We start from the raw sequence: 23,529 nt of genomic DNA, 5'->3' as shown, positions 1-23,529 counted from the left end.
GCCGCCGCGTGCGGCATGCTGGGAGGGTGACCGAGAACCTCGACGCGGTGGTGCTGGCCGGGGGAGCGGCGACCCGTATGGGCGGCGCCGACAAGCCCGGCCTCACCGTCGCCGGACGCACCCTGCTGGAACACGTGGTGGGCGCCGTGCGCGCCCACGCACCGCACGCCGACGTGACCGTGGTGGGGCCCGAACGCGACCGCCCCCGGGCCCGCTACGTCCGTGAGGACCCGCCCGGGGCGGGCCCCGTCCCCGCCCTGCGCACCGGCCTGGCCCGGGTGCGCGCCGCCCGGGTGGCGCTGCTCGCGGCCGACCTGCCCCACCTGGCCCCGAGCCACCTCGCCGCCCTGTGCGCCGCGCTCGGTGGCGGGGGCGCGGGGGAGGCCCGCGGGGCGGTGTTCGTGGACGCCACCGGCCGCGAGCAGTGGCTCACCGGGGTCTGGGACACCGCCGCGCTGCGCACCGCCCTCGACGACTACACGGGGCGCTCGCTCCACCGGCTGCTCGGCCCCCTCGACCCCGTGCGGGTGCCGCTCACCGACGCCCCGGAGGAGTTCGACGTGGACACCCCCGAGGCCCTGGAACGCGCCCGCGCCGTCTGGACCCCCAGGGATCCGGAGCCGAGCTGACCGGCCCCGCCGCACCGGAGGGAGCGGACCCGGACGCACCACGTGGCCTGCGGGACTTGCCCGGCTCGGGGAGCTGGGCCATCATGGCCGTCATGACGATCAGGAAGGGCGGAATCCGCCCGGGCCGTTGAGCCCCACCGCGCCGACGTACGGGTCGGCCGCCGAAATCCTCGCCTCCCTTGAGGGCCTGAGCCCCCACGCGCGCACGCGCGCGCTGGCCCGCCACGCCCGACTCCGCGCCGCCACACCGCGACTGGCCCCGCTCCTGCACGGCCTGTCCGAGCTCGGCCACCACCGCGACGCCCTGCACGTCGCGATCGTGGCCAAGCACCTCGACACCGTCGCCCGGTACCTGGGCGGACCCGACACCGAACTGCGCGGAGCCGCCCTGCGCGCCGTCCGCACCCTCCCCCTCCCGGACCCGGTGGTCCTGACAGCCCTCGACGACGCCCCCGGCGGACTGCGCCGCGCCCTGTACCGCGCCCTCTTCCAGGGCCGCCGTACGGAGCTCTCCGACTCCCTGCTGGACCGGGTCCGGGCCCGGTACGGCGACGCCGAGGCGGCCGCCCTGCTGCCCGCCTGCTCCCGCGACACGGTACGGCGCCGTCTGCCCGGCCTCGTCCACGCCCTGCGCTCCTGGCGCCGACTGGCCCGCCGCCACCCGGACACCCTCGCCGACCACATCGCCGACCGCTTCGGCGCCACGGACGCCGACCGGTCCACCCATCACCGCTGGAACCGCGCCCTCACAGCCCTGGACCCCGTACGCCCCGCCCGGGTGGCGCAGATCGTCGGTCCCGACCGGCTGAACGGCTACCCGCACGCGCTTCGGGTCTCCGACGCCGACCGCCTCAGTTCACCCCACCCGGACGTCTCCCGGGGCCGGGTCGGACGCGAACTGAGCCGGGCGACGCGCACCCGCCCGGCCACCGCCCGGTGCGTCCTCCGGTCCCTGCCCGCGAAGGAGGCCGCCGTCCTCCTGGACCGGGCGGTGGCCCGGTGGGACCGTTCCCGCACCCCCGAGGCCCTGCTGCCCTACCTGGGACTGCTGCCCCGCGACCGGGCGGCGGAACTGGCCCGCGAGGCCCTGACCGAACTGGCGGTCTTCCAACGGGTCAACAGCCGAACCCTCGTCCCCGACCAGGATCTCGACGCCATCGCGCACCTGCCCTACGCCGAGGCCTCCGTGCGGCTGGACGAGGCCGCCTCCTGCGGCGACCCCGAGCGCAGGGCCCGGGGACTGTCCCGACTCGTCGAGGCCACGGCCCGCACCGGTGACCCGGCACTGCTGGCCCGGATCCTGACGGAGCGGGTCGAACGCCACGGCGCCGACCGCGACCCCGTCCGCCGCGCCCTCCTGCTCGCCCTGTCCGAGGTCGGCCCCCGCCTGCTCGTGTCGTGCCTGCCGTCCCTGCACCGCCTGACGGAGGACACGGTGCGGGCCCGCGACACCTCGGCCGCCACCCGCGACGTCCTGCGGCACCTGGCCTCCCGTCTCCTGCGCCACTCAGGTACCCGCGACCACGAACCCGCCGTGCTCTGGGGGACCGGCGTCTACCGGAGACTGGTCGAACGGTTCGGCGCCGACGGGCTGGGCGACCCCGACCGGCCCCGGCACAACGCCCCCTGGTGGGCGGTGCGGCGCCGCCGGACCCCGCCCTGGTGGGTCACCGAGGAACACGGCGCGCACCGGCACGGGCCCGAACCCCGCCTGTACCAGGTCCTGCCGCCCGGAGCGGAGGACCTCCTCCTCGAACAGCTGAGCGGCTTCCTGGCCGGGGCCGGTCGCCGGGGCGACCACGGGCCCGCCGTCGCCCTGGCCGCCGAACTCGGCCACCGGGGACGCCGTGCGACCGCGCTCGACGGCCACCTGCGTGCCGCCGTGCTGGCCGACCCCGGCTCCGCCACCGCCGCCCGCGCCGCGGCCCTGTACCTGACCGGCCCCGACCGGGACCGGCGGGCGCTGCGCCTGTTCGAGGAGGACCCGGCCACCGCGCGCCTCCCCCGCGTGTGGGAGCTCCTGACCCGCCGACACCCCGCGTCGGTGGCCCTGCGGGCCCTGGAGTCCGCCGCGCCCGCTCCGGGCGGAGGCGATCACGGCACCGCCGTGTGGGTGCCCCGCGTCAGCCGTGCGCTGCTCCTGGAATGGCCGAACGCCCCGCGTGACGGGCTGCGCGCACACCTGCTCGCCGTCGCCGGGGAAACGGCCCTGGCCGCCGCCGACCGTGAGGCGGCCCTGCGGTCGCTCAGCGCCCTCCCTGGCGCACACCGGCACCTGACCGTCTTCCTGGACGACGGCGAGGTCGTGCTCCGCGAGGCGGCCATGTCCGCGCTCGGCCGCTCCGACCAGCCCGAGCTCGCGCTGGAACTGCTGGCCGCGCACTCCGACGGCCCCCGCTCGCGGGCGGCCGGACCGGCCCTGTCCCGCTGTGCGGAGCGGGCACGCCCGTCCGCCCTCGGACCGCTCCTGTCCCGCCTGTTGGAGGGGCCCGGGAAGGTGACCGTCCGCCGGACCGCCGCGCGGCTGCTGGCCCGGCACCGACCGCCCGGAGCGGTGGCGGCCCTGGTCCGCGTTCTGCGCCGACCGGACGAACACCGCGACGTGCTCGCCGCCGTGGCGGCGGCCCTGCTGGTCCTCGCGGATCTGCCGGGGGCCCTCGACGCGTTGGCCCAGCGGGTCCCGGACTTCACCGAGGAGGAGGTCCAGGTGGCCCTGTTGGGGGTGGACCCCGAGCGGCTGTCCCCGGGCCTGAGGCGAACGGCGGCCGACACCCTCGCCGCCCTGCCCCCGCCCCGCCGCACGCACTGGCGGATGAGCGGCTGGTGGGGGCGGTGGACCGCCTGGGGGTCGGAGACGGTGGACGACGTCGTGGCGGCCGTCTGCGATCCCGACCAGCCGTTCGAGCGCGCGCTGGCCACGCTCCGACAGGTCCTCGCCCGAGGCAGGGGGCATGACCGGCTCGCCGGGGCGCTCGAACGCCTCCTGGACCAGCTGCCCGCGCCCGGGCAGCTGCCTCCGGACGCGGGGACGGGTGCCCTCGAACGCGTCAGGGACGCGCACCGGAGGGCGCGCGAGGTGGTGGGCCTCCTACGGTCCGCCCTCCTCTCCGCTCCGTCAGGGGACACGGTGGTGCGAGACCAGGCCGACCGCGCCGTGGACCTGCTCACCGCGCGCCGCGAACTCGTCGGGCTCGCGCTCCGCCTGCTCGACGCCGAACTGGTGCGTGCCGTCAGAACGGCCGAGGACACCCACGAGTCGGAACCGCTGGTGGACTGTCTGCTCCGGACGGCGCGACTGCTCGCCACGCGCCCCGGGCACGACGGGCACCGGTGGATCTCCGTGGTCCGACCGGTGTGCGACCGGTCCGGAGATCCGCGCGTCGGAGAGGAGACCGCGGCCCGGGTGGCGCGCCGTCTCCTGGAGGAGGCCGAGGCGGACGAAGGTCGGGTCGGTCAGGGGACGGGTCTGCTCGGGCTGACCCTGGTCCAGAACGCACTGAGCGGCGGCGCCTGGGCCCGGCCCTGGTCCGAGCTGCTGGCCGTCGCGGGGAGCTGCCGTCACGAGGAGGTCCGTCTGAGGGCCTGGGGCACCGCCGTGGAGTGACGGGTCAGGGGCGGGCGCCGGGCCCGTCCCCACCGTCCTGACCAGCGTCGCCGTCCAGGAACTCGGCCATCGGAACCGTCTCACGCAGGAACCCGCGCAGGCCGAGGAAGTTGGCGAGGTAGTCGCGGTGCTCGTCGCAGGCCACCCACACCTTGCGGCGGTCGGGGGTGTGCAGCTTGGGGTTGTTCCACACGAGCGCCCAGTCGGCGGGGGCGCGGCAGCCCCTGCGTGAGCAGTGTGTGTCCGGTGCGGTATTACCCAATGCTGGTCCCCAGGCGACAAAGCGGATTCGGCGGTCAAGCCCCGGCCACGGCCGGGTATTCCCGCCGACCGGGTGCGGACAAAAGGCGACGCCGGGTGGTTACGGGGGCAAACCACCCGGCGTCGCGCGATGTTTCGACGGGGGCTCGAAACATCGTCCCGCGCTTCGACGGGGGATCGAAGCGCTAGACCCAATGTACACCGACGCCCCCCGGGGTACGTCAAGAGTGAGTTACGACGTTGTCTCGGGACAGTCCCGCCAGGGCGGGTCCTAAGTCCCAGGTCAGGTCTTATCTGACACTTCACCCGCCGTTCCGGGCCCCTTCCCCGGGCCCATTCCCTGGTCGGAACCGCTGTCCCGCTGGCCAAGGGCGCCCCAACCGGGACCAAAGGCCTCAGAAACAATCAGCAAAGTCCACCGATCCGTTCTCCGGAAAGGTTCAGGGAGTAAATCAGGGGGCCCGTGTGGCCGGTGGGGATTGAGGGCAGGCAGGGAGCGGGGCCGGGTTCGCGAGGCCCCAGCCACCGACTACACAGGGGGTCACCCATGACCGGCCACACCTACCGCGTCACGGAAATCGTCGGAACCTCTCCCGAGGGCGTCGACCAGGCGATCCGCAACGGCATCCAGCGGGCCTCGGCCACGCTGCGCGGGCTCGACTGGTTCGAGGTCACCGAGGTCCGGGGCCACATCGAGGACGGCGATGTCGCCCACTTCCAGGTGGGCCTCAAGGTCGGTTTCCGGTTGGACGACTGACCTCCCCCGACGGCTCCGGACCGGCGACACCGTCCGTGCGTGGCGAGGGGCCGGGGCCGTGGGGGTTCGGTCCCGGCCCCTCGCTCAGGAATCGTCGTCGTCCGGCGCCGGACCGCGCAGCACGTCCACGTGCACGTGGTCCAGGTGCCGCAGGATCTCGTTGTCCGGGTCGGCCTCGTAGTGGCGCCAGCCCATCGACGGGTACCGGGTGCTCCAGATCTTGTCGTCGAAGATGATCACGTCGATCTGGTAGTCGGGCGCGTGCGCGATCAGCCAGTGCGCCAGCAGCCACCCCTCGCGGCGGTTGTCCTCGTTGACCGGACGGTAGAAGACGTCGAGCGCCCGGCCCTCGTAGTGGGCGGAGTCCTCGCCGTGGCCGGTGTCGTACCCGCCGGCCACGAACCCGCCGATCTCGGTGTCGGCGAAGTCGTTCTCGATCCCCTTCTTGAGGGTCTTGGCGCGCGGGGTCAGCCCGGAGCCCAGCTCCTCCTCGAACTCGACCTCCTCGCCCGAGTAGCGGCAGCTCATCGAGGGTCCGGCGTCGTCCTCGGGCCCGTTGACCAGGGCGTCCATCACCTCGTCGGGGATGTCGTCCACGTCGGGCCGCGAGATGGGCGCGTCCTCACCCTGGGCGATCACGGCGGCCGCAGTGCTGGCCCGCTTGGCCTCGTCGCGGTCGAGCCTGACCTGCTCCTCACCGGTCCACACCGAGCAGTCCGGCCCCCACGGCGTCGACGTGGGGAAGCTCCGGTTCTGGTTGGCCACCACCCACTGGGTGCCCAGCACGGCGATCACGGCCAGGACGGCCAGGGCCGCCACGGACAGGACCAGTCCGTGCCATCGTCGGTGGACCCGGGAGGCCCCGGGAATCCTGTGGGTCATGCACTCCGCCCCTCCACGCCGGAGACGGGGCGGCGGTGCCGCCGTCGACGTCCCGGGCGCCCGTCACTGTCCGGCTCCCTCGCACACTCCTCCGTCTATGGGACACAACGGGAACAACTCTCATTCCCGACAGTGACACGGATCAAGCGCGGGCGGCCGTGCCGGATGCGGGGGACGCGTCGGTCACCACACCGACCACAGGACCATCACACCGCCCAGGAGCAGGGTCAACGCCCAGACCCGGTCCATGGTCACGCCCTTCCAGCGCAGTGCGTGCACGCCGAGGAAGTCGTGGGCGATCAGCGCGGCCACCCCCGCCGCGCCGAGCATGGCCAGCGAGTGCACCCCGGTCGCGGCGAGCCCGAGCAGGGTGGCGTCCCACAGGCTCCACGCCCCCTCGGCGGCCACCGACGCTCCCGCGGTCGCCTCGGTGGCGGCCTCGGGGCCGGTCCCGCCCCCGGCGGCCCCGTGTCCCGCGTGGGCGCCGCCCTCCGCGTGCGTGTGGTCGAGCTGCCCCGAGAGCACCGGCATGACCATGAGGCCGGCCCCGTGCGCCGAGGACATCAGGAAGGACCAGGCGGTCAGCTGCCACAGCGACAGGCGCACGTCCCGCCAGTGGAAGTGCTGGCGCGACAGCAGGATCACCATTCCCACCAGCACGATCAGCCCCCCGCCCAGGACAGGGAAGAGGACCGACGCGGTGGCCGACCCCGTGACGGTGATCGCCACCGCCGCGACGGCGACGCTGACCGCGTGCCCCACGGCGATCGCGGGCAGGGCCGCCAGCACCTGACGGCGTCCGCCCTCCTGGAGGCCCCTGCTGACGGCGAGCAACCACCCCATGCCGGGGTGTAGCCCGTGGAAGGCGCCCAAAGCGACGAGAGTCCAGAGCTGAGCTGTGGTCACCGCGCCAGGTTCACACGCCCGCAGGGGGCGGACAACGGTCCGTGGCCAACTGTCCGACACCGGTCACCCTGTGTCGCCGGGGTTTGCCGGAACCCCCCAGGGGCATCGGTCCAGGGCGAAGAGCAGGTCACCGCCGCGTCGCCCAGGGCATGAACGAGCGCGGCCGCCCCGACGGGGTCGGGGCGGCCGCGGACTCCGGCACCGAGGGGTTCGGCGGACCGAACCGGTGCCTCAGGGGCAGATCGAACCGAGGTCGGTGGCCTCCGAACCGACCTGGCGGCCCGGGTCGGCGGGGGAGGGCTCGTCCAGACCGGTGTAGCGCTGCCACTCGGTCCGCTCGTCGTCCTCCCACTCCTCCCACTCCTCCGGGGTCGGGTTCTCGACGTCCTCGGGACCGTCACCGTCCGGGGAGGCGGAGGGGTCGACCAGCGGCGCCTCGTCCCCGCGCTCCTCGCTGGCCCCGATCGCCTCAGCGACCAGCTCCTTGATCTCGTCCCAGTCCGGGTTGCCGGTGGACACCTGCGGCGGGGACAGCTGGAGCGCGCTCATGTCACCGTGGTCGGTGAGCTCGTCGGCCAGCTCGATGAAGGCGGGCACCTTCGACTGCGGGATGTCGGTGGTGAGCGTCCGCTTGGTGGCCCCGGCCAGCCGCCGGTAACTCGTCAGGATCGTGGTCGGGTCGACCTGTTCCGCGACGTACTTGACCAGGCACCCCTGGCGGCCCATCCGCCCGTAGTCGTCGGAGCCGATCCGGGACCGCCCGTACCAGAGCGCCTCGTGGCCGTCGAGGCGGCGCACCCCGGGCTCCAGCACCCCGCCGTGCACCCCGTACGGGATGGGCTCCTCGATCCGCACCCGCACGCCGCCCACGGCGTCGATCAGGTCGCGGAAGCCCATCATGTCGACCATCGTGTAGTACTCGACCTCCAGGCCGAGGTTGTACCCGATCACCTTCTTCAGGGTGTCCGCCGCGGGGTCCTGGGCGATCGGGTTGAGGGCCAGTTCGTCGGGCTCCTCGGCGATCGTCTGGTACACGTCGTTGAGCAGCAGGTCGAAGCCGTACGGCTCGGGGTAGCGCTCCGCGAGGGCGCTGTCCTCGGGGAAGTGCACGTTCTCCAGGTTGCGGGGCAGCCCCACCAGGACCGAGTCGCCGGTCTCGGTGTCGATGCTCGCCACCATCATGGTGTCGGTGCGCACGCCGTACCGGTTGTCGGCGGAGTCCGCGCCGATCAGCAGCACGTTGACGCGGTCCGCGCCGTACCAGGGGTCGGCCGCGTCGTGCGGGGGCAGGTCGTCGCGCTCGGGGGCGTCGAAGACCTCGGCCAGCGTCTCGTAGGCGGTGTAGCCGCCGTGGAGCGCCCAGGCGGCGGGCGCGCCGACGGTCAGGCACAGCAGCAGGACCACGACCCCGCCGAGGAGGCGATGGCCGAACCGGGCGCCCTCGGGGCGGGTGATGGTCCACGAGTGCACGATCACGGTCAACCACAGCACCACGACCACGAACACGGCGCCCATCAGGCCCAGCAGCCAGCGGTCCTGCACGGCCATCCCGGCCAGCACGGTCATCGCGCCGGACTCGTGGGTGCCGATCCGGAACAGCCAGAAGACCAGGGCGGCGATCCCCGCCAGGTAGGCGCCGAGGAGCACGGTCCCGGCGAACCGGCGCCTCATGCGCAGGTGCGCCACACCGGGGAGGGGAAGCGACGCGGCGGTCCACAGCAGCGCCCTTCCCGTGCTCAGGCGCGTGGGCGCCTTGTCCCGCCGCTCGTCCTCCGCTGCCACCAGCGTTTCCTCTCAAGCCGCGGGGCGATCAGGGCCGCCCCGTCCTCTACTCCTGATTGTTCGCGCCACGGTCTCCGTGGGCGGTCACTTTCTGTGCTTATGCCCTTTCCCAGGTGTGCGCGGGGGCTCGGCCCGTCGGTCGTCCCGCGCGGTGTGCCGTGGGCGCCCGCGGCGGGCGTCACGCGGACCCGTGTGATCAGTGTGGCGCTTTGTCGGGGTTGTGTGCACAGTGGCCACCTCATAAGGGGTGTTCTATACAAGTCTGTTATGTGGTCGAGAGTTGCCTGATGGGGCATTGGACGGCGCTGTCCGGCCGGTCAAAGGGGTGAATCAACCGATTTCTTTGGCGATCAGTAGTGAAGCGGCTCCACAACTGCGATGATCTGGCCGGAGGAGGGGGCGTCGTCCGGGGGTAAGGGCGGCGTCATGGGAACGAAAGGCAACCATCGTGCTCGATGCGGTTGACGCCGCGCTCATGCGGGCGTTGCAGGGGGACGGCAGAGCGACGTTCCAGGCCCTGGCGGACGGGGTGGGCCTGTCCAGGACGGCGGTCCGCGCCAGAGTCCGCCAGTTGGTGCAGTCGGGGGCGATCAGGATCGTCGGCGTGCTGCACGCCGGGGTCGTGGGTATGGAGGTCCTCGGTCACGTGTCGTTCCGGGTCAGCGGACCGGTCGGTCCGATGCTCGAGGCGCTGGGGGAACGCGAGGCCGTGACCTTCGCCGCGCAGGCCGCCGGGAGGTTCCCGGCCGTCGCGCAGGTCAGGGTCGCCGACGACGCGGCCCTGACCAAGGAGCTCACCGAACTGCGCTCACTGCCGGGTGTGGAGGGCGCGGAGGTCTTCCGCGCCAACGCCGTGTACAAGGACGCCCACAGCAGTGTGCGTGAACTCCGCGACATCGAGTTGGACGCGCTGGACTGGCGTCTGGTTCGGAGGCTGCTGAAGGACGGTCGGGCCTCGTACGCCGACCTGGCCCGGCAGGTGGGGCTGTCGCAGGCGGCGGCCCGGTCCCGGGTGGTGCGCCTGCTCAACTCGGGCGTGGTGCACGTGACCGCGCTGGTGGAACCGTCGGCGGTGGGCGCCAACGAACAGCTCGGCTTCGGACTCCGTTGCCGGGGTGACGCGGACGCGCTGGGCACGGCCATGGCGAACATGGGGCGGATCTCGTTCCTGGCCAGCGGCTTCGGTCGTTACGACGTGGTCGGGACGCTCACGGCGCCGGACCGTTTCCAACTGGTGGAGGCGCTGGAGCGGATCCGGGGCACGGCCGGGGTCGCGCACGTGGAGACCTGGGACCATCTCCAGGTCCGCAAGGAGCGCCGGGGCGGTGAGCGCTCGCTCGGCTGGGGCCCCGGCTGATCCCGGGCGGAACGCGAGGGCCGGTTCACGGCGCGGGGCACGGGTCCCGGGTCGTGAGCGGGTGGGGCGGGTGGTCGTCCGCCCCACCCGTACCCGAGGATGGAGTCATGGTGACGGACGGTCCGGAGACGCCGGAGACAGCAGCCAAGCGCGAACCGGGCACACTGCGGTTGCGCGGGCGGACCTTCGCGGGTCGGCGCTTCGCGGTGATGGGGGTGATCAACCGGACCCCCGACTCGTTCTACGACAGGGGCGCCACCTACGCTCTGGAGGCCGCGCTGGCCTCCGCCGACCACGCCGTGGCGGCCGGGGTGGACGTGATCGATGTCGGCGGGGTCAAGGCGGGGTACGGCGCGCACGTGGACGAGGCGGAGGAGGTCCGCCGCACCGTGCCGTTCGTCCGCGAGCTCCGGGACCGCCACCCCGACGTGGTGATCTCGGTGGACACCTGGCGGGCCGGGGTGGGCCGGGCCTGCGCCGAGGCCGGGGCGGACATGATCAACGACACCTGGGCGGGGGCCGACCCGGACCTGGCCCGGGTCGCGGCGGAGTTCGGCACCGGCCTGGTGTGCAGCCACAGCGGGGGGCTGGCCCCGCGCACCGACCCCCACCGCGTGCGCTACGACGACGTGGTCGCGGACGTGGTGTCCGGGGTGTGCGAGCTGGCCGAACGCGCGGTGTCGGTGGGCGTGCGTCCGGACGGGGTGATGATCGACCCCACGCACGACTTCGGCAAGAACACCTACCACTCCCTCGAACTCACCCGCCGTCTCGGTGAACTGGCGGCCACCGGATGGCCGGTGCTGGTGGCGGTCTCCAACAAGGACTTCGTGGGGGAGACCCTCAGCGCCGGGCTGACCGAGCGCGGTGACGGGACCCTGGCGACGTTGGCGGTGTCCGCCCGCGAGGGGGCCCGGGTCTTCCGGGTCCACGACGTCGCGGCCGCCCGCGCCGCCCTGGACGCGGTGGCGTCGGTGGTCTGACGCGGCGCCGGTCACCCTGCCTGGGAGGGGCCACCGCGGGTGGCCGGACGGACACGGTCCCGGCCCAGATGTAACCATCGGTAGCATTTTTACGTGTTTCGGGCTCGCATGCCTTGCGTCACGTTTAAGTTACCCGCGAGTATAGAAGGGGTCGGTCCGAACCGACCGCACCGGGCGCGGGTGTAATGGAGGCTGACGTGGCGCTTGCGAAGACGTTGACGGCTGTGGGGACGGTGGCCCTGGCCCGCTGTGGGGGGCGTCCCTTCGGGACCCACCTCTTCTCCGTCTGGCCGGGGGCGGCGTTCGCCGCGAGCGCCTTCCCCGTCCGCTGCGCACCGGGGGACAACCTCGCGCTGCACGTCGCGATCGCCCAGGCCCCGCCGGGCTCCGCCCTGGTGGTGGACGTCTCCGGAGAGTCCGAGTACGGCTACGTGGACGAGATCCTCGCCGTGGCCGCCCGCACCCGGGGCGTGGCCGGGATCGTCCTGGACGGCTGCGTGCGCGACATCGCCGCGATCGCCCGCTGTGAGCTGCCGGTCTTCGGTGCCGGGGTGGCGGTCCGCGAGGCCGGGCACGACGCGGGCGGCTCCGTGGGCCAGCAGGTGTTCATGGACGCGAGCGGCCCCGCCCCGCTGCCGGTCCGGCGCGGCGACTGGATCGTGGCCGACGACGACGGTGTCGTCTGCCTGCCGCGCGGCCAGGTGAGCACCATCATCGCCGAGACCATGGACAGCGTCTCCCGGGACCGGGAACTCATCGACGCCGTCTGCGCGGGGGAGAGCACCCTCGACCTCCTGGACCTGGACCCGTCCAGGGTGACCGGCTGGGAGGGGGCCGCCGACCGGGGGACCCGGCGCGGCCGTCCGAGGTCGATAGGGTCGCGGCGCGACGGTCGCGGGGTGCCGGAGGGGCACTCCCGTCCGAGGCTGGGCCCGCGCTCGGCGGTGGGCGACGTCTACGGCGGCGACTGAGTCCGCGCCGTCCCGGCGGGATCCACGGCGCGGGCCCGGAACCAGCACTGGCTCCGGGCCCGCACACGCGTTCGTCCCCGGCGCTCAGTCCTCGGTGAGCGAGAGGAGCTCGTCGAGGTAACAGGTGGCCTCGCGGGCGGCACGGACGGGGTCCGCCTCCCGGACGGCCTCGGTGAGGCCGCTGTGGTCGATCCCCTCGGTGGCGGAGGAGGGGCGGTCGGAGGCCTCGGCGCTCTGCTCGTAGGCGGTGTGCGCGATGCTGGCGTAGACGACCTGGGCGATGTCGTCGTACAGGTCGATCAGCAGGGTGTTGTGCGTGGCGTTGACCACCGCGCGGTGGAAGGTGAAGTCGGCCTCCACGAAGGCGCCCATGTCCTTGGTCCGCCAGGCCTCCTCGCGCAGGGCCATGGCGCGGTCGATGTCGGCCATGTCCTCCTTGCTGTGGCGCATGGCGGCCAGGCGCGCGGCCTCCACCTCCAGGGCGCGGCGCACCTCCAGGTTCTCCCGCAGCCGGGAGCGTTCGAGGCGGCGGCGCAGGGCCCCGCCGAGCTCACTGGAGGCGCGGACGAAGGTCCCCGCGCCCTGGCGGATCTCCAGCAGACCCGCGTGGGCCAGGGCTCTGACCGCCTCGCGGACGGTGTTGCGGCCGACCTCCAGTTGTTCGGACAGTTCGGACTCGGTGGGGATGCGATCACCGACGCCCCACTCACCGGAGTCGATCTGGGCTCGTAGCTGACTGATGACCTGGTCGACGAGACCGGTCCGGCGTGTCGACGCGAGGGGCACGCTCATACCTCCTAGGGGCGGGTCGCCGGATGACAGGCCCAGCGCACGGGTAGGGAACGGTTAAGGACGGAGCCTAGACCAGTTGGGCGCAGGAATAGGCCCCGAACGTCAATGCGTTATCCTCATGAAGTACATAGGGTCATCCTACGAATTTGTGAGCCACGTCCTATGAGCGTCACCCCCACGCGCGAGAACGCCGCGCAGGGCACCCCTCCTTCCGGCACCGACCAGCACCGAGCCGCGTCCCGCGCGGCTCTCCTGCTGATCGCCGTCGCGATCGCCCTCGCCGCGCTCAACCTGCGCACCGCGATCACCAGCGTGGGGCCCGTCCTCGGCGAGGTCACCCAGGGACTGGGCATGACCGCCGTGGGCGCCGGTGTCCTCACGACGCTCCCCGTCCTGTGCTTCGCGGTCTTCGGCGGGCTCACCCCACTGCTCAGCCGCCGTCTCGGCTCCCACCGCCTGCTCGTCCTCGCCCTGACCGCCGTCACCCTCGGCCTCGTCACGCGGGCCATGGCCCCCGAACCCTGGCTCTTCCTCGCCCTGAGCGTCGTGGCGCTCTCCGGCGGAGCCGTCGGCAACGTCATCCTCCCGGCCCTGGTCAAGCAGCACTTCCCGCACCGCGTGGGCCTGATGACCACCGTGTACACCACCGGTCTGGCCGTGGGCACCGCGATCGCGGCCGCCGCCACCGTTCCCCTGGAACAGGCCACGGGTAACTGGCGGATCGCCCTCGGCGCCTACGCCCTCTTCGGGCTCGTCGCGGCCCTGCCGTGGCTGCTGGCCCTGCGCCACGAACCCGCCCCCGGCGACGCCCGCGAGGCCCTCAGCGTCCGACAGGTACTCGGCACCGGGATCGGCTGGCAGTCCGTCCTGTACTTCGGCACCCAGTCCTCGATCGCCTACATCATGTTCGGCTGGTTCGCGCAGATGCTCCGCGACCAGGGCCTGGACGCCCAGTCCGCCGGGGTGATGCTCGCCTACCTCACCGCCCTGGGCATCCCGATGTCGCTGATCATGCCCTCGATCATCGTCCGTGTGCGCGACCAGCGCCCCTTCGTGCTGCTCTTCGTCACCGCGTACCTGATCGGCTTCGCCGGGATGTGGGTGTCCCCGCTCAACGGCACCTGGGTGTGGACGACCTTCGTCGGGATCGGCCTGGGCAGCTTCGTCATGGCGCTGACCATCTTCGCCGTACGCACCCGCACCGCCGAGGGCACCGCGGCCATGTCCGCCTCCAGCCAGAGTCTCGGCTACCTGCTCGGCGGAGCCGGGCCGTTCCTGTTCGGGCTCCTGCACGAGGTGAGCGGCGGCTGGCACGCCCCGATGGCGATGGTCATCGGTCTGGTGCTCCTCAACCTCGTCGTGGGCCTCCTGCTCGGCCGTCCCCGCTATCTGGAGGACGCCATCGCCGCCCGGGCGGCGGCGCGCCGGTCCTGAGCCCCCCGCCGGGTCAGACCGGCAGCCAGTCGATGCGGCCGATGAGGTACACGGCGCCCACGAACGCCACGACGTCGATCACCGTGTGGGCCACCACCAGCGGCATCACCCGTCCGTAGCGCAGGTAGAACCAGCCGAACACCAGCCCCATGACCAGGTTGCCGAAGAACATCCCCACACCCTGGTACAGGTGGTAGAAGGCGCGCAGGACCGAACTGGCCAGCACCGCCTTCCACGGCGCCCACCCCATCTGTCCCAGCCGGTGCAGCAGGTAGCCCACCACGATCACCTCCTCCAGGACGCCGTTCTTCAGCGCCTGGAGCACCAGGACCGGGGTGTCCCACCAGTTGCCGTCCAGCGTGCTGGGCACGATGGTGCGGGTGAGCCCGAGCTGCCAGGAGACCAGGTACACGACGAGCCCGCCGGTGCCGATCAGCGCGGCCAGGGCCAGCCCGCTCCAGGTGTCGAACCCCGGTCGGCGCAGGTCGAAGCCGACGGTGCGCGCGGACTCGCCGCCCCGGTGCAGCAGGTACACCACCAGCGCGACGGGGGCGAAGGCGAAGACCACCGAGTACAGCTGGAAGGACAGGTCCAGCCACGGCCGGTCCTCGGCGCGCGAGCGGATGAGGTTGGCGGTCTGGTCGGCCATCGACTCGGGCGAGGTGAGCACGCCCAGGAACGAGATGACCGCCGACACGGCGGCGGCGCCCAGCGACAGGGCGAGGACGCACAGCACCTCCCAGCGCATCAGGGAGCGGCTGGCGAGCTGGTGCTGGACGGTGGTTCCCGCGCGCGTCCCCTCGGCGGGCCCGGCGGAGCCGGTGGGGGAGGGGCGGGGAGCGCGCGGGTTCGGGTCGGTTCTGTCGGTCACGCGTCGAATCTACGCGCTGTCGACGGAGAGGTGAGCGACCTACTCGTCGTCGCCCTCGTCACCGTCCTCGTCGCCGTCACCCCCGCCTTCACCGTCGCCGCCCTCGTCATCGCCGCCGATGGCGTCGTCGATGCCCTGCTCGATGTTCTCCTCGACCTCCTGCTCGATCCCGTCCTTGACCTCCTGCTCGAGGTCGTCGGTGTTCTCGCAGGCGGCCGCGCCGAAGACGGCGACGGCGGCGATCGCGCTGGCCGCCACCACCCGTCGGGTCGTGGAGAGGGTCACTCTGCTGATGTCGTCGAGTTTCACGTCGGCTCCGTGTGCTTGGCGAAAGGGTGCTCGGGGCGGTCGGTCGGAACGTCCCGAGGCCGTGGGGGGCGGGCTCGACGGTTCCGTCACCCGTTGCTTGGAGCCACCGTATACGCGTACCGCTCCCACGCGGGCGGGCGCGGGGGTTTCGGACACACGAAGGCCGCCGACCATGCGCGAGTGACACGGACCGCGCATGGCCGACGGCCAGGGGGAGGCCGTCCCGCCCCGCCCCAGCCACGAAAGCGGGGAGGGACGGCCTCAGGGAACGAAGACCAGGGTCAGTGAGCCGCTGAGAACTGGTCTTCTTCGGTGGAGCCGGTGAGAGCCGTGGTGCTGGCCTCGGGGGAGATGGTCGTGCTGATCGCGTCGAAGTAGCCGGTGCCGACCTCGCGCTGGTGGCGGGTGGCGGTGTAACCGTCGGCCTCGGACGCGAACTCGGCCTCCTGGAGCTCGACGTACGACGTCATGCCGTTCTGGGCGTAGCCCTTGGCCAGGTTGAACATCGAGTGGTTGAGCGAGTGGAAGCCCGCCAGGGTGATGAACTGGAACTTGTAGCCCATGTGGCCGAGCTCGCGCTGGAACTTCGCGATGGTCGCGTCGTCGAGGTGACGCTTCCAGTTGAAGGACGGCGAGCAGTTGTAGGCCAGCATCTGGTCCGGGTACTCGGCCTTGATGCGCTCGGCGAAGTCGCGGGCGACCTCCAGGTCCGGGGTCGCGGTCTCCATCCAGAGCAGGTCGGAGTGCGGGGCGTAGGCGAGGCCGCGGGCCACGCAGGCCTCGACGCCGTTGCGGAAGCGGTAGAAGCCCTCGGCGGTGCGCTCACCGGTGGTGAAGGCCTGGTCGCGCTCGTCGATGTCGCTGGTGATCAGGGTCGCGGCCTGGGCGTCGGTCCGCGCGATGACCAGGGAGGGGACACCGGCGACGTCCGCGGCGAGGCGGGCGGCGTTCAGGGTCTTGACGTGCTGGCTGGTCGGGATGAGGACCTTCCCGCCCAGGTGGCCGCACTTCTTCTCGGAGGCGAGCTGGTCCTCCCAGTGGACACCGGCCGCGCCCGAGGCGATCATGCCCTTCATGAGCTCGTAGGCGTTGAGGACGCCGCCGAAGCCGGCCTCGGCGTCGGCCACGATCGGGGCCAGCCACTCGGGGGCGGTGTCGTCACCCTCGGACCAGGTGATCTGGTCGGCGCGCAGGAGCGCGTTGTTGATGCGGCGGACGACGGCCGGGACCGAGTTGGCCGGGTAGAGGCTCTGGTCCGGGTAGGTGCTGCCGGAGAGGTTGGCGTCGGCCGCGACCTGCCACCCGGAGAGGTAGATGGCCTTGAGGCCGGCGCGGACCTGCTGGACCGCCTGGTTGCCGGTGAGCGCGCCCAGGCTGTTGACGTAGTCCTCGGTGTGGAGCAGGTCCCACAGGCGTTCGGCGCCGCGCCGGGCCAGGGTGTGCTCCTCGGTGACCGAACCGCGCAGCTTGACGACGTCGTCGGCGGAGTAGGTGCGCTCGATACCGGCCCACCGGGGGTTGGTCTCCCAGTCGCGCTGGAGTGCGGCGCTGGCTTCCTGACGTCGAGCGCTGGTGCTCATGTTCGTTCCCGCCTTACGTGTAGTCCCCAAGGTCTTCGCACCGGTCGAGAGTCCTCCCAAGGGCCAGGGGGTGAGCCCCTGAGCGGTAAGTTCCCCGCCGGTAACTATGATTCTTGGGCAAGATCCAAGGGTTTTCCACTCGAAATCGGGTGAAGATCGTTGTTTCTTTCCGTAAGATGAAGCCATGGCGTACTTTGGTGCTGAAGAAATACCGTCTTTGACAGGTGACCTGGATCTCGTCACGTTTGGCCAGAGGCTCCGACATCTGCGCAAGGCGCGCGGGATGACCCTGTCCGACCTGGGGGAGCGCGTCGGGCGGGCGCCCTCGCAGCTCTCCCTGCTGGAGAACGGGAAACGTGAGCCGAAGCTCTCCCTGCTCACGTCCCTGGCCTCCGCCCTCGACGTGTCCGTCGAGGAACTCCTGTCGAAGCAGCCCCCGAGCCGCCGCGCGCAGCTGGAGATCGCGGTGGAGGAGGCCCAGCGCGACTCCCTGTACCAGGGCCTCAACCTCCCGCACCTGAAGGTGGGCAAGCGGGTCCCCAACGACGTCCTCGAACACATCGTCGGGCTCTACGACGAGCTCAAGAGGCGTAACGCCAAGCCGACCGCCACCCCCGAGGAGGCGCGCCGGGCCAACGCCGACCTGCGCCGCCAGATGCGGGAGCGGGGCAACTACTTCGAGACCATCGAGGCCGCGGCCGCCGACACCCTCTCGGCGGTCAACTACACGGCCGGGCCCCTCTCCCAGGGGCAGATCCTCGCGATCGCCACCCACCACGGGTTCTCCCTGAGGTACGTCCAGGACCTCCCCCGCTCGGTGCGCTCCCTGACCGACCACGTCAACCGGCGCATCTACCTCAAGCGCGAGACCACGCTGGGCATGCACAGCCCGCGCACGATCCTCCTCCAGACGCTCGGCCACGTGATCCTCGGCCACAACCAGCCCCGCGACTTCGGTGACTTCCTCCGCCAGCGCGTGGAGGCCAACTACTTCGCCGCCGCCGTCCTCATCCCCGAGACCACGGCGGTCACCTACCTCCAGGAGGCGAAGAAGGCGCGCGACCTGTCCGTGGAGGACCTGCGGGACGTCTACTCCGTCTCCTACGAGATGGCGGCGCACCGGTTCACCAACCTGGCCCACCGCCACCTGGACCTGGTCTGCCACTTCATCCGCAACGACGAGACCGGCATCATCTACAAGGCCTACGAGAACGACGGCCTGGTCTTCCCCACCGACGACAGCGGTGCCATCGAGGGCCAGCGCATGTGCCGCCAGTGGTCGGGCCGCCAGGTCTTCCAGTCACCCGACCGGTACTCGATCTACTACCAGTACACGGACAAGCCCAACGGCACCCATTGGTGCGTCGCCCACGTGGACCCCAGCCGCGAGCGCAACTTCGCCATCACCCTGGGCGTGCCCTACAAGGAGTCCCGCTGGTTCCGAGGACGCGAGACCACCAACCGCACCAAGTCCAACTGCCCCAACGGCGAGTGCTGCGTGCGTCCGCCCGCCCAGCTCGCCAGCCGCTGGGAGGGCAACGTGTGGCCCTCGGCCCGCGCCCACTCCCACGTGCTGTCGGCCCTGCCGTCGGGCACCTTCCCCGGCGTGGACGAGCACGACGTCTACACCTTCCTGGAGGGCCACAGCCAGGACTGAGCCCCGGACCCTCCACCGGTACCCGTGTGAGGGGGCCGACGCGTAAGGCGTCGGTCCCCTCACGGTCTCTCCGCCCCGTACCCGGAACCGCTCAGGCGCGCAGGTCCCGCAGCGCCTCCGGGGTGAGGTCGGCCAACGACGGGTAGCCGTCGACCGCCATGAGCAGGTCCGCCTCGGCCAGCAGGGACCGCAGCACGTGCACGATTCCGTCCGCCCCGCCCAGGGCCAGCCCGTAGACGTAGGGGCGGCCGACCGCCACCGCCGTGGCCCCCAGCGCCAGGGCCTTGACCGCGTCGCTGCCGGACCGCACCCCGGAGTCGAAGACCACCGGCAGGTCCGTGGCGGCGGCCACGTCCGGCAGACACTCCAGGGCCGGGATGCCGCCGTTGGCCTGGCGGCCGCCGTGGTTGGAGACGTAGACGGCGTCCACGCCCCCGTCCGCCGCCCGCCGGGCGTCGTCGGGGTGGCACACGCCCTTCACGATCAGCGGCAGGTCGGTCAGGGACCGCAACCACGGAAGGTCGTCCCAGGTCAAGGGGTTGCCGAAGACACCGGCCCAGTGCGCCACCACCGCGTCGCGCGGGGCGTCCGCGCCCACCCGCTCCTGGAAGACGGGGTCGGACGTGTAGTTGGCCAGGCAGTGGCCGCGCAGCATCGGCATGTTCGCGGTGGCCAGGTCACGCGGGCGCCAGCCGGTGACCCAGGTGTCCAGGGTGACGACGATCCCCGCGAACCCGGCCGCCTCGGCGCGGCGGACCAGGCTGGCCGCCAGCTCGCGGTCGGTCGGCGTGTACAGCTGGAAGAACCCGGGAGTGTCACCGAACCGCGCGGCGACCTCCTCCATCGGGTCCTGGGACAGGGTGGAGGCGATCATCGGGACCCCGGTGCGCGCCGCGGCCTCCGCCGTGGCCAGGTCCCCGTGCCCGTCCTGGGAACAGAGGCCGACCACCCCGACCGGGGCCATCATGAGCGGCGAGGGCAGGCGGATCCCGCACAGTTCGACGCTGGTGTCGCGCTCCTTGGCGCCCACGAACATGCGGGGGTACAGGCCCCACCTCCGGAACGCGGCGGTGTTGGCGTCCTGGGTGTACTCGTCGCCCGCGCCGCCCGCCACGTAGGACCACACCCACGGTGGGAGCGCCTCGGCCGCCCTGCGCTCCAGTTCGGCGAAGGCCACGGGGTGGGAGGGAACGACACCGGTGAGGCCGTTGAGGTAGATCTCCAGCTGGTAGTCGCCGTAGTGCGAAGCCATGGTCGCCTCCGGAAGGGGGTGGGGTGGGACCCGCATCATTCAGACGGGCACGCGCGCGTGTCAAGTGCCGCGGGGGACGGGAGAGCACCGTGGAATGACGGGTCCCACCCACCCTTAGCTGGGTGTTGGTCTCCCGATGAGCTGGTGCGGGGTAGGGGGCGGGCGTGGAACCGATGCTCGCGAGCGCCGTCGATCATTTCCCCATGGGTGAGAGCCTGCTCTACGAGCCGAAGTGGGACGGCTTCCGGTGCCTGGCCGAGACCGGGCCCGTGCGCATGGACAGCAGGCAGGGGAGGTCGCTGTCACAGCGCTTCCCCGAGATCGTGGAGGCCCTGGACAGCCAGCTCCCCGAGGGCGTCCTGCTGGACGGGGAGATCATCCGGTGGGCGGACGACGGGCGGCTGGACTTCGGGGCCCTGCTGAGGCGGAACGGTGCCTCGGTCCGCCACGCCCGCGCCCTGGCGCGCACCGACCCGTGCCACCTCGTGGTATTCGACCTGCTGAGGGCCGGTGGCCGGGACCTCACGCACCGGGCGCTCTCCCACCGGCGCGGGGAACTGGAACGTCTCATGGAGCTGGTCGAGCAGCCCTCGCCGCTCACGCTCGGCTGGCAGACCGACAACCCCGAGGTCGCCATGCAGTGGTGGGACGAGATGCCCGCCGTGGGAGTGGAGGGCGTGATGATCAAGGACGCGCGCCGCTCCTACCGTCCGGGCCGCAGGGACTGGCGCAAGTGGAAGCACCGCGTCACCACCGAGGCGATCGTGGGCGGGATCGTCGGGCACGCGCGGGCCCCCCGCGCGCTCATCCTGGGCCGCGTGGACTCCGCGACCGGCGAGCTGCGGGTGGCGGGGCGGACCTCGGACCTCTCCCCGGACGAGTCCGAGGAGGTCGCGGGGCACGTGGTCAAGACCGACGACCACCCCTGGCCCCGGCTCCTCGCCGCGACATGGGGCGGGGACGCCTCCCGCCAGACCTACACACGGGTCGTACCGGACCTGGTGGTGGAGGTGTGCCCGGACTCGGCCGAGGTGTCCGGCCGGTGGCGGCACGTCGTCCAGTTCCTCCGCGCGCGCACCGACCTGGTGCCCGAGGACGTGCCCCGGGACCTGGACACGGAGTAGTCAGCCGGCGTCCGCGACCGCGTCGGCCAGTTCGTCCCTGGTCATGCGTGAACGACCGGGGATGTCGAGCTTCCTGGCCTGCTCCATGAGCTCGCCCTTGGTGGGCCGGTGGTCTTCGGAGGAGCGCGGCGCCGGAGCGCGGCCGCGGCGTCCGGACTTCGCGGCCCGCTTCTCGCGCCTCTGCTTCAACGACGCGCGGAGAGCGTCGTCGAGCGCGACGACCTTGCCCTCGCCCTTCTCCTCGGGCTCCCTGCCCTCGTAGCTGACGGTGCCGCCCCGCGCCTTCGTGGCGATCAGGTCCTCCAGCCGCCGCTCGTACTCGTCGGAGTACTGTGAGGGCTCCCAGTCGGCGGTCATCGCGTCGATCAGCTGGGAGGCGAGCCTGAGCTCTCCCTGGTCGACCTCGCCCGTCGGAGGGCGCATGACGTCCTCGGGGTCGCGGATCTCGTCCGGCCAGTAGAGGGTGCTTGCCGTCAGGACGCCCTGCTGCGGAGCGATCAGGGCCAGGTGCTGCCGGTTGCGCATGACCAGCGTTCCGAGACCCGCCCGGCCGGACTCCTCCAGCGCGGCCAGGAGCAACCGGTACGGCTTCGACGAACTCTTGTCCGGTCCCAGGTAGTAGGTGGACGAGAACCACAGCGGATCGACGTCCTCGGCGGAGATGAACCCGGTGATCTCCAGCGTCCTGCTCCGCCCGGGCTGGATCTGCTCCAGGTCCGCGGGTTCCAGGAGCACGTAGGAGTCGGAGTCGTCGACCTCGGCTCCCTTGACGATGTCCTCGTTGGCCACGCGTTCGCCGGTGTCCTCGTTGACCCGCTGGTAACGCACGCGCGCGTTGGTGCCGCGCACGAACTGGTGGACGGTCGGTCCGTGCCTCTCGCGTGCGGAGTACATGCGCACGCCGACCGACACCAGTCCGAAGCTGATCGTTCCGGTCCACACGGTTCCAGGCACTGCTCACACCCCCTCCCTCCAGTGTGGTAGCGGGGCGGCAAACACCGGACAGGTGTGTGTCAGGACTCTTCCCCGTTCCGCGTGGGAGCGCGTCGTTGTGCCTGTCCAGACTGACTGTTACCGTTGGTAGCACTTCATGGTCGCCCCTCCGTCCCCCGGAGGATCCAACAAAGGACGCAATCGCATGAGTGAGGCCACCGCTCCCGCCTTCAGCCTGGAACTGAGCGAGGACGTTCGCGACGTCCGGGACTGGGCCCACGGGTTCGCCGCCGACGTCATCCGCCCCGCCGCCGCCGAGTGGGACGAGCGGGAGGAGACCCCCTGGCCGATCATCCAGGAGGCCGCCAAGATCGGCCTGTACTCGCTGGACTTCTTCGCCAACCAGTGGTTGGAGCCCACCGGACTCGGTATCCCCGTCGCCTTCGAGGAGCTGTACTGGGGTGACCCGGGTATCGCCCTGGCGATCACCGGAACCGGTCTGGCCGCCGTCTCCGTCGCCTCCAACGGCACCCAGGAACAGCTCTTCGAATGGGTGCCGCAGATGTTCGGTAGCGCCGACGACGTCAAACTCGGCGCCTTCTGTTCCTCCGAGCCCGACGCGGGTTCGGACGTCTCCGCCATCCGCACCCGCGCGGTCTACGACCAGGCCAAGGACGAGTGGGTGATCAACGGCGTCAAGACCTGGGCCACCAACGGCGGCATCGCCCACGTCCACGTCGTCGTGGCCTCCGTGGAACCCGAGCTGGGCTCGCGCGGGCAGGCGTCCTTCGTCATCCCGCCGAACACCCCCGGCCTGTCCCAGGGCCAGAAGTTCGCCAAGCACGGCATCCGCGCCTCACACACCGCCGAGGTCGTCCTGGACGACGTGCGCGTCCCCGGCTCCTGCCTCCTGGGCGGCAAGGAGAAACTGGACGAGCGGATCGCCCGCGCCAGGGAGGGCAGGCGCTCCAAGGGCCAGGCCGCCATGAAGACCTTCGAGGCCTCCCGTCCGAGCGTCGGTGTCATGGCGGTGGGCTGCGCGCGGGCGGCGTACGAGTACGCGCGGGACTACTCCGTCCAGCGCGAGCAGTTCGGCAGGCCGATCGGGGACAACCAGGGCGTGGCCTTCCTCCTGGCCGACATGGCCACCCGGATCGACGCCGCCCGGTTGCTGGTGTGGCGAGCCGCCTGGATGGCGCGCAACGGCAAGGACTTCACCAACGCCGAGGGCTCCATGAGCAAGCTCTACGCCTCCGAGACCGCCACCTACGTCACCCAGAACTCCCTGCGCATCCTCGGCGGCAACGGCTACACCCGGGACTACCCCGTGGAACGCTGGCACCGCGACGCCTCCATCTTCACCATCTTCGAGGGCGCCAGCGAGATCCAGAAACTCATCATCGGCCGCACCATCACCGGCCTGCCGATCCGTTAGGAACGGCGGC

At 72.0% G+C, this 23,529-nt stretch carries 20 protein-coding genes; 10 read left to right on the top strand and 10 right to left on the bottom strand.

All coding sequences use genetic code 11. The features are described from left to right. The first annotated feature begins 26 nt into the window (after nt 1-26). On the top strand, nt 27-629 hold the full coding sequence (gene mobA, locus AC0VYL_RS17395; protein ID WP_475480856.1) for a molybdenum cofactor guanylyltransferase: 603 nt from the start codon (nt 27-29) through the stop codon (nt 627-629). Nucleotides 630-756: 127 nt separating this feature from the next. Further along, nucleotides 757-4,233 (top strand): hypothetical protein, encoded by a 3,477-nt coding sequence (locus AC0VYL_RS17390; protein ID WP_475480855.1) that lies wholly within the window; start codon nt 757-759, stop codon nt 4,231-4,233. Nucleotides 4,234-4,237: 4 nt separating this feature from the next. On the opposite strand, the gene AC0VYL_RS17385 is transcribed toward AC0VYL_RS17390, so the two are convergent. Continuing rightward, on the bottom strand, nt 4,238-4,495 hold the full coding sequence (locus AC0VYL_RS17385) for a hypothetical protein (protein ID WP_475454088.1): 258 nt from the start codon (nt 4,493-4,495) through the stop codon (nt 4,238-4,240). 546 nt (nt 4,496-5,041) lie between these two features. On the opposite strand from AC0VYL_RS17385, the gene AC0VYL_RS17380 reads away from it, so the two are divergent. Beyond that, nucleotides 5,042-5,251, top strand: a complete 210-nt coding sequence (locus AC0VYL_RS17380) for a dodecin (RefSeq protein WP_475454086.1) — start codon at nt 5,042-5,044, stop codon at nt 5,249-5,251. Nucleotides 5,252-5,335: 84 nt separating this feature from the next. On the opposite strand, the gene AC0VYL_RS17375 is transcribed toward AC0VYL_RS17380, so the two are convergent. The 3 genes from AC0VYL_RS17375 to AC0VYL_RS17365 all read right to left on the bottom strand — a co-directional run bounded on the left by AC0VYL_RS17375 (nt 5,336) and on the right by AC0VYL_RS17365 (nt 8,821). Further along, the gene (locus tag AC0VYL_RS17375; protein WP_475480854.1) at nt 5,336-6,133 is read right to left on the bottom strand and encodes a VldE C-terminal domain-containing protein; all 798 of its coding nucleotides are present in this window, start codon (nt 6,131-6,133) and stop codon (nt 5,336-5,338) included. 183 nt (nt 6,134-6,316) lie between these two features. Then, a complete protein-coding gene (locus tag AC0VYL_RS17370) occupies nt 6,317-7,039 on the bottom strand; it encodes a cell wall anchor protein (RefSeq protein WP_475480853.1) in 723 nt (240 codons plus the stop codon). A 231-nt stretch (nt 7,040-7,270) separates the two neighbouring features. Next, on the bottom strand, nt 7,271-8,821 hold the full coding sequence (locus AC0VYL_RS17365; protein WP_475480852.1) for an LCP family protein: 1,551 nt from the start codon (nt 8,819-8,821) through the stop codon (nt 7,271-7,273). A 448-nt stretch (nt 8,822-9,269) separates the two neighbouring features. On the opposite strand from AC0VYL_RS17365, the gene AC0VYL_RS17360 reads away from it, so the two are divergent. The 3 genes from AC0VYL_RS17360 (at nt 9,270) to AC0VYL_RS17350 (ending at nt 12,132) form a co-directional block, all read left to right on the top strand. Further along, nucleotides 9,270-10,178 (top strand): Lrp/AsnC family transcriptional regulator, encoded by a 909-nt coding sequence (locus AC0VYL_RS17360; protein ID WP_475454078.1) that lies wholly within the window; start codon nt 9,270-9,272, stop codon nt 10,176-10,178. Nucleotides 10,179-10,285: 107 nt separating this feature from the next. Then, nucleotides 10,286-11,161: a dihydropteroate synthase gene (gene folP, locus AC0VYL_RS17355; RefSeq protein WP_475480851.1), complete on the top strand. Its 876-nt coding sequence runs from the start codon at nt 10,286-10,288 to the stop codon at nt 11,159-11,161. 224 nt (nt 11,162-11,385) lie between these two features. Further along, entirely contained in the window at nt 11,386-12,132 is a 747-nt protein-coding gene (locus AC0VYL_RS17350; RefSeq protein ID WP_475463117.1) for an RraA family protein, read from the top strand. 84 nt (nt 12,133-12,216) lie between these two features. Here AC0VYL_RS17350 and AC0VYL_RS17345 read toward each other — a convergent pair whose 3' ends face one another. Then, the gene (locus AC0VYL_RS17345) at nt 12,217-12,918 is read right to left on the bottom strand and encodes a FadR/GntR family transcriptional regulator (RefSeq protein ID WP_475463115.1); all 702 of its coding nucleotides are present in this window, start codon (nt 12,916-12,918) and stop codon (nt 12,217-12,219) included. 168 nt (nt 12,919-13,086) lie between these two features. Between AC0VYL_RS17345 and AC0VYL_RS17340 the strand changes: the two genes are divergently transcribed. Next, the gene (locus AC0VYL_RS17340) at nt 13,087-14,358 is read left to right on the top strand and encodes a CynX/NimT family MFS transporter (protein WP_475480850.1); all 1,272 of its coding nucleotides are present in this window, start codon (nt 13,087-13,089) and stop codon (nt 14,356-14,358) included. Between the two features lie 13 nt (nt 14,359-14,371). On the opposite strand, the gene AC0VYL_RS17335 is transcribed toward AC0VYL_RS17340, so the two are convergent. From AC0VYL_RS17335 to aceA, 3 genes are all read right to left on the bottom strand, one after another. Then, on the bottom strand, nt 14,372-15,229 hold the full coding sequence (locus AC0VYL_RS17335) for a CPBP family intramembrane glutamic endopeptidase (RefSeq protein ID WP_475480849.1): 858 nt from the start codon (nt 15,227-15,229) through the stop codon (nt 14,372-14,374). A gap of 39 nt (nt 15,230-15,268) precedes the next feature. Beyond that, the gene (locus tag AC0VYL_RS17330) at nt 15,269-15,538 is read right to left on the bottom strand and encodes a hypothetical protein (protein WP_475480848.1); all 270 of its coding nucleotides are present in this window, start codon (nt 15,536-15,538) and stop codon (nt 15,269-15,271) included. 281 nt (nt 15,539-15,819) lie between these two features. Continuing rightward, nucleotides 15,820-17,118, bottom strand: coding sequence for an isocitrate lyase (aceA, locus tag AC0VYL_RS17325; protein ID WP_475454069.1), 1,299 nt, complete (start codon nt 17,116-17,118; stop codon nt 15,820-15,822). A 217-nt stretch (nt 17,119-17,335) separates the two neighbouring features. On the opposite strand from aceA, the gene AC0VYL_RS17320 reads away from it, so the two are divergent. Then, nucleotides 17,336-18,775 (top strand): helix-turn-helix domain-containing protein, encoded by a 1,440-nt coding sequence (locus AC0VYL_RS17320; RefSeq protein WP_475454067.1) that lies wholly within the window; start codon nt 17,336-17,338, stop codon nt 18,773-18,775. 91 nt (nt 18,776-18,866) lie between these two features. Here AC0VYL_RS17320 and AC0VYL_RS17315 read toward each other — a convergent pair whose 3' ends face one another. Then, nucleotides 18,867-20,027: an alpha-hydroxy-acid oxidizing protein gene (locus tag AC0VYL_RS17315; RefSeq protein WP_475480847.1), complete on the bottom strand. Its 1,161-nt coding sequence runs from the start codon at nt 20,025-20,027 to the stop codon at nt 18,867-18,869. A gap of 173 nt (nt 20,028-20,200) precedes the next feature. On the opposite strand from AC0VYL_RS17315, the gene AC0VYL_RS17310 reads away from it, so the two are divergent. After that, on the top strand, nt 20,201-21,151 hold the full coding sequence (locus tag AC0VYL_RS17310; RefSeq protein ID WP_475483530.1) for an ATP-dependent DNA ligase: 951 nt from the start codon (nt 20,201-20,203) through the stop codon (nt 21,149-21,151). Here the strand turns inward: AC0VYL_RS17310 and ku are convergent, their stop codons facing one another. Further along, nucleotides 21,152-22,105 (bottom strand): non-homologous end joining protein Ku, encoded by a 954-nt coding sequence (gene ku / locus AC0VYL_RS17305; RefSeq protein ID WP_475480846.1) that lies wholly within the window; start codon nt 22,103-22,105, stop codon nt 21,152-21,154. 184 nt (nt 22,106-22,289) lie between these two features. Between ku and AC0VYL_RS17300 the strand changes: the two genes are divergently transcribed. Then, nucleotides 22,290-23,519, top strand: coding sequence for an acyl-CoA dehydrogenase family protein (locus tag AC0VYL_RS17300; RefSeq protein ID WP_475480845.1), 1,230 nt, complete (start codon nt 22,290-22,292; stop codon nt 23,517-23,519). Nucleotides 23,520-23,529: the final 10 nt, after the last annotated feature.

It is taken from the genome of Nocardiopsis sp. iso_238, from assembly GCF_056173325.1.
Note: the sequence above shows the minus strand (reverse complement) of the source record. Positions and strands in the feature narration are given on the sequence as shown.

Bases quoted from the DNA above. Each gene is read 5' to 3' on its own strand.
- AC0VYL_RS17380 (WP_475454086.1), top strand. From the start codon at position 5,042: ATGACCGGCCACACCTACCGCGTCACGGAAATCGTCGGAACCTCTCCC.
- AC0VYL_RS17375 (WP_475480854.1), bottom strand. From the start codon at position 6,133: ATGACCCACAGGATTCCCGGGGCCTCCCGGGTCCACCGACGATGGCAC.
- folP (WP_475480851.1), top strand. From the start codon at position 10,286: ATGGTGACGGACGGTCCGGAGACGCCGGAGACAGCAGCCAAGCGCGAA.
- AC0VYL_RS17340 (WP_475480850.1), top strand. From the start codon at position 13,087: ATGAGCGTCACCCCCACGCGCGAGAACGCCGCGCAGGGCACCCCTCCT.
- aceA (WP_475454069.1), bottom strand. From the start codon at position 17,118: ATGAGCACCAGCGCTCGACGTCAGGAAGCCAGCGCCGCACTCCAGCGC.
- AC0VYL_RS17315 (WP_475480847.1), bottom strand. From the start codon at position 20,027: ATGGCTTCGCACTACGGCGACTACCAGCTGGAGATCTACCTCAACGGC.
- AC0VYL_RS17310 (WP_475483530.1), top strand. From the start codon at position 20,201: ATGCTCGCGAGCGCCGTCGATCATTTCCCCATGGGTGAGAGCCTGCTC.
- AC0VYL_RS17300 (WP_475480845.1), top strand. From the start codon at position 22,290: ATGAGTGAGGCCACCGCTCCCGCCTTCAGCCTGGAACTGAGCGAGGAC.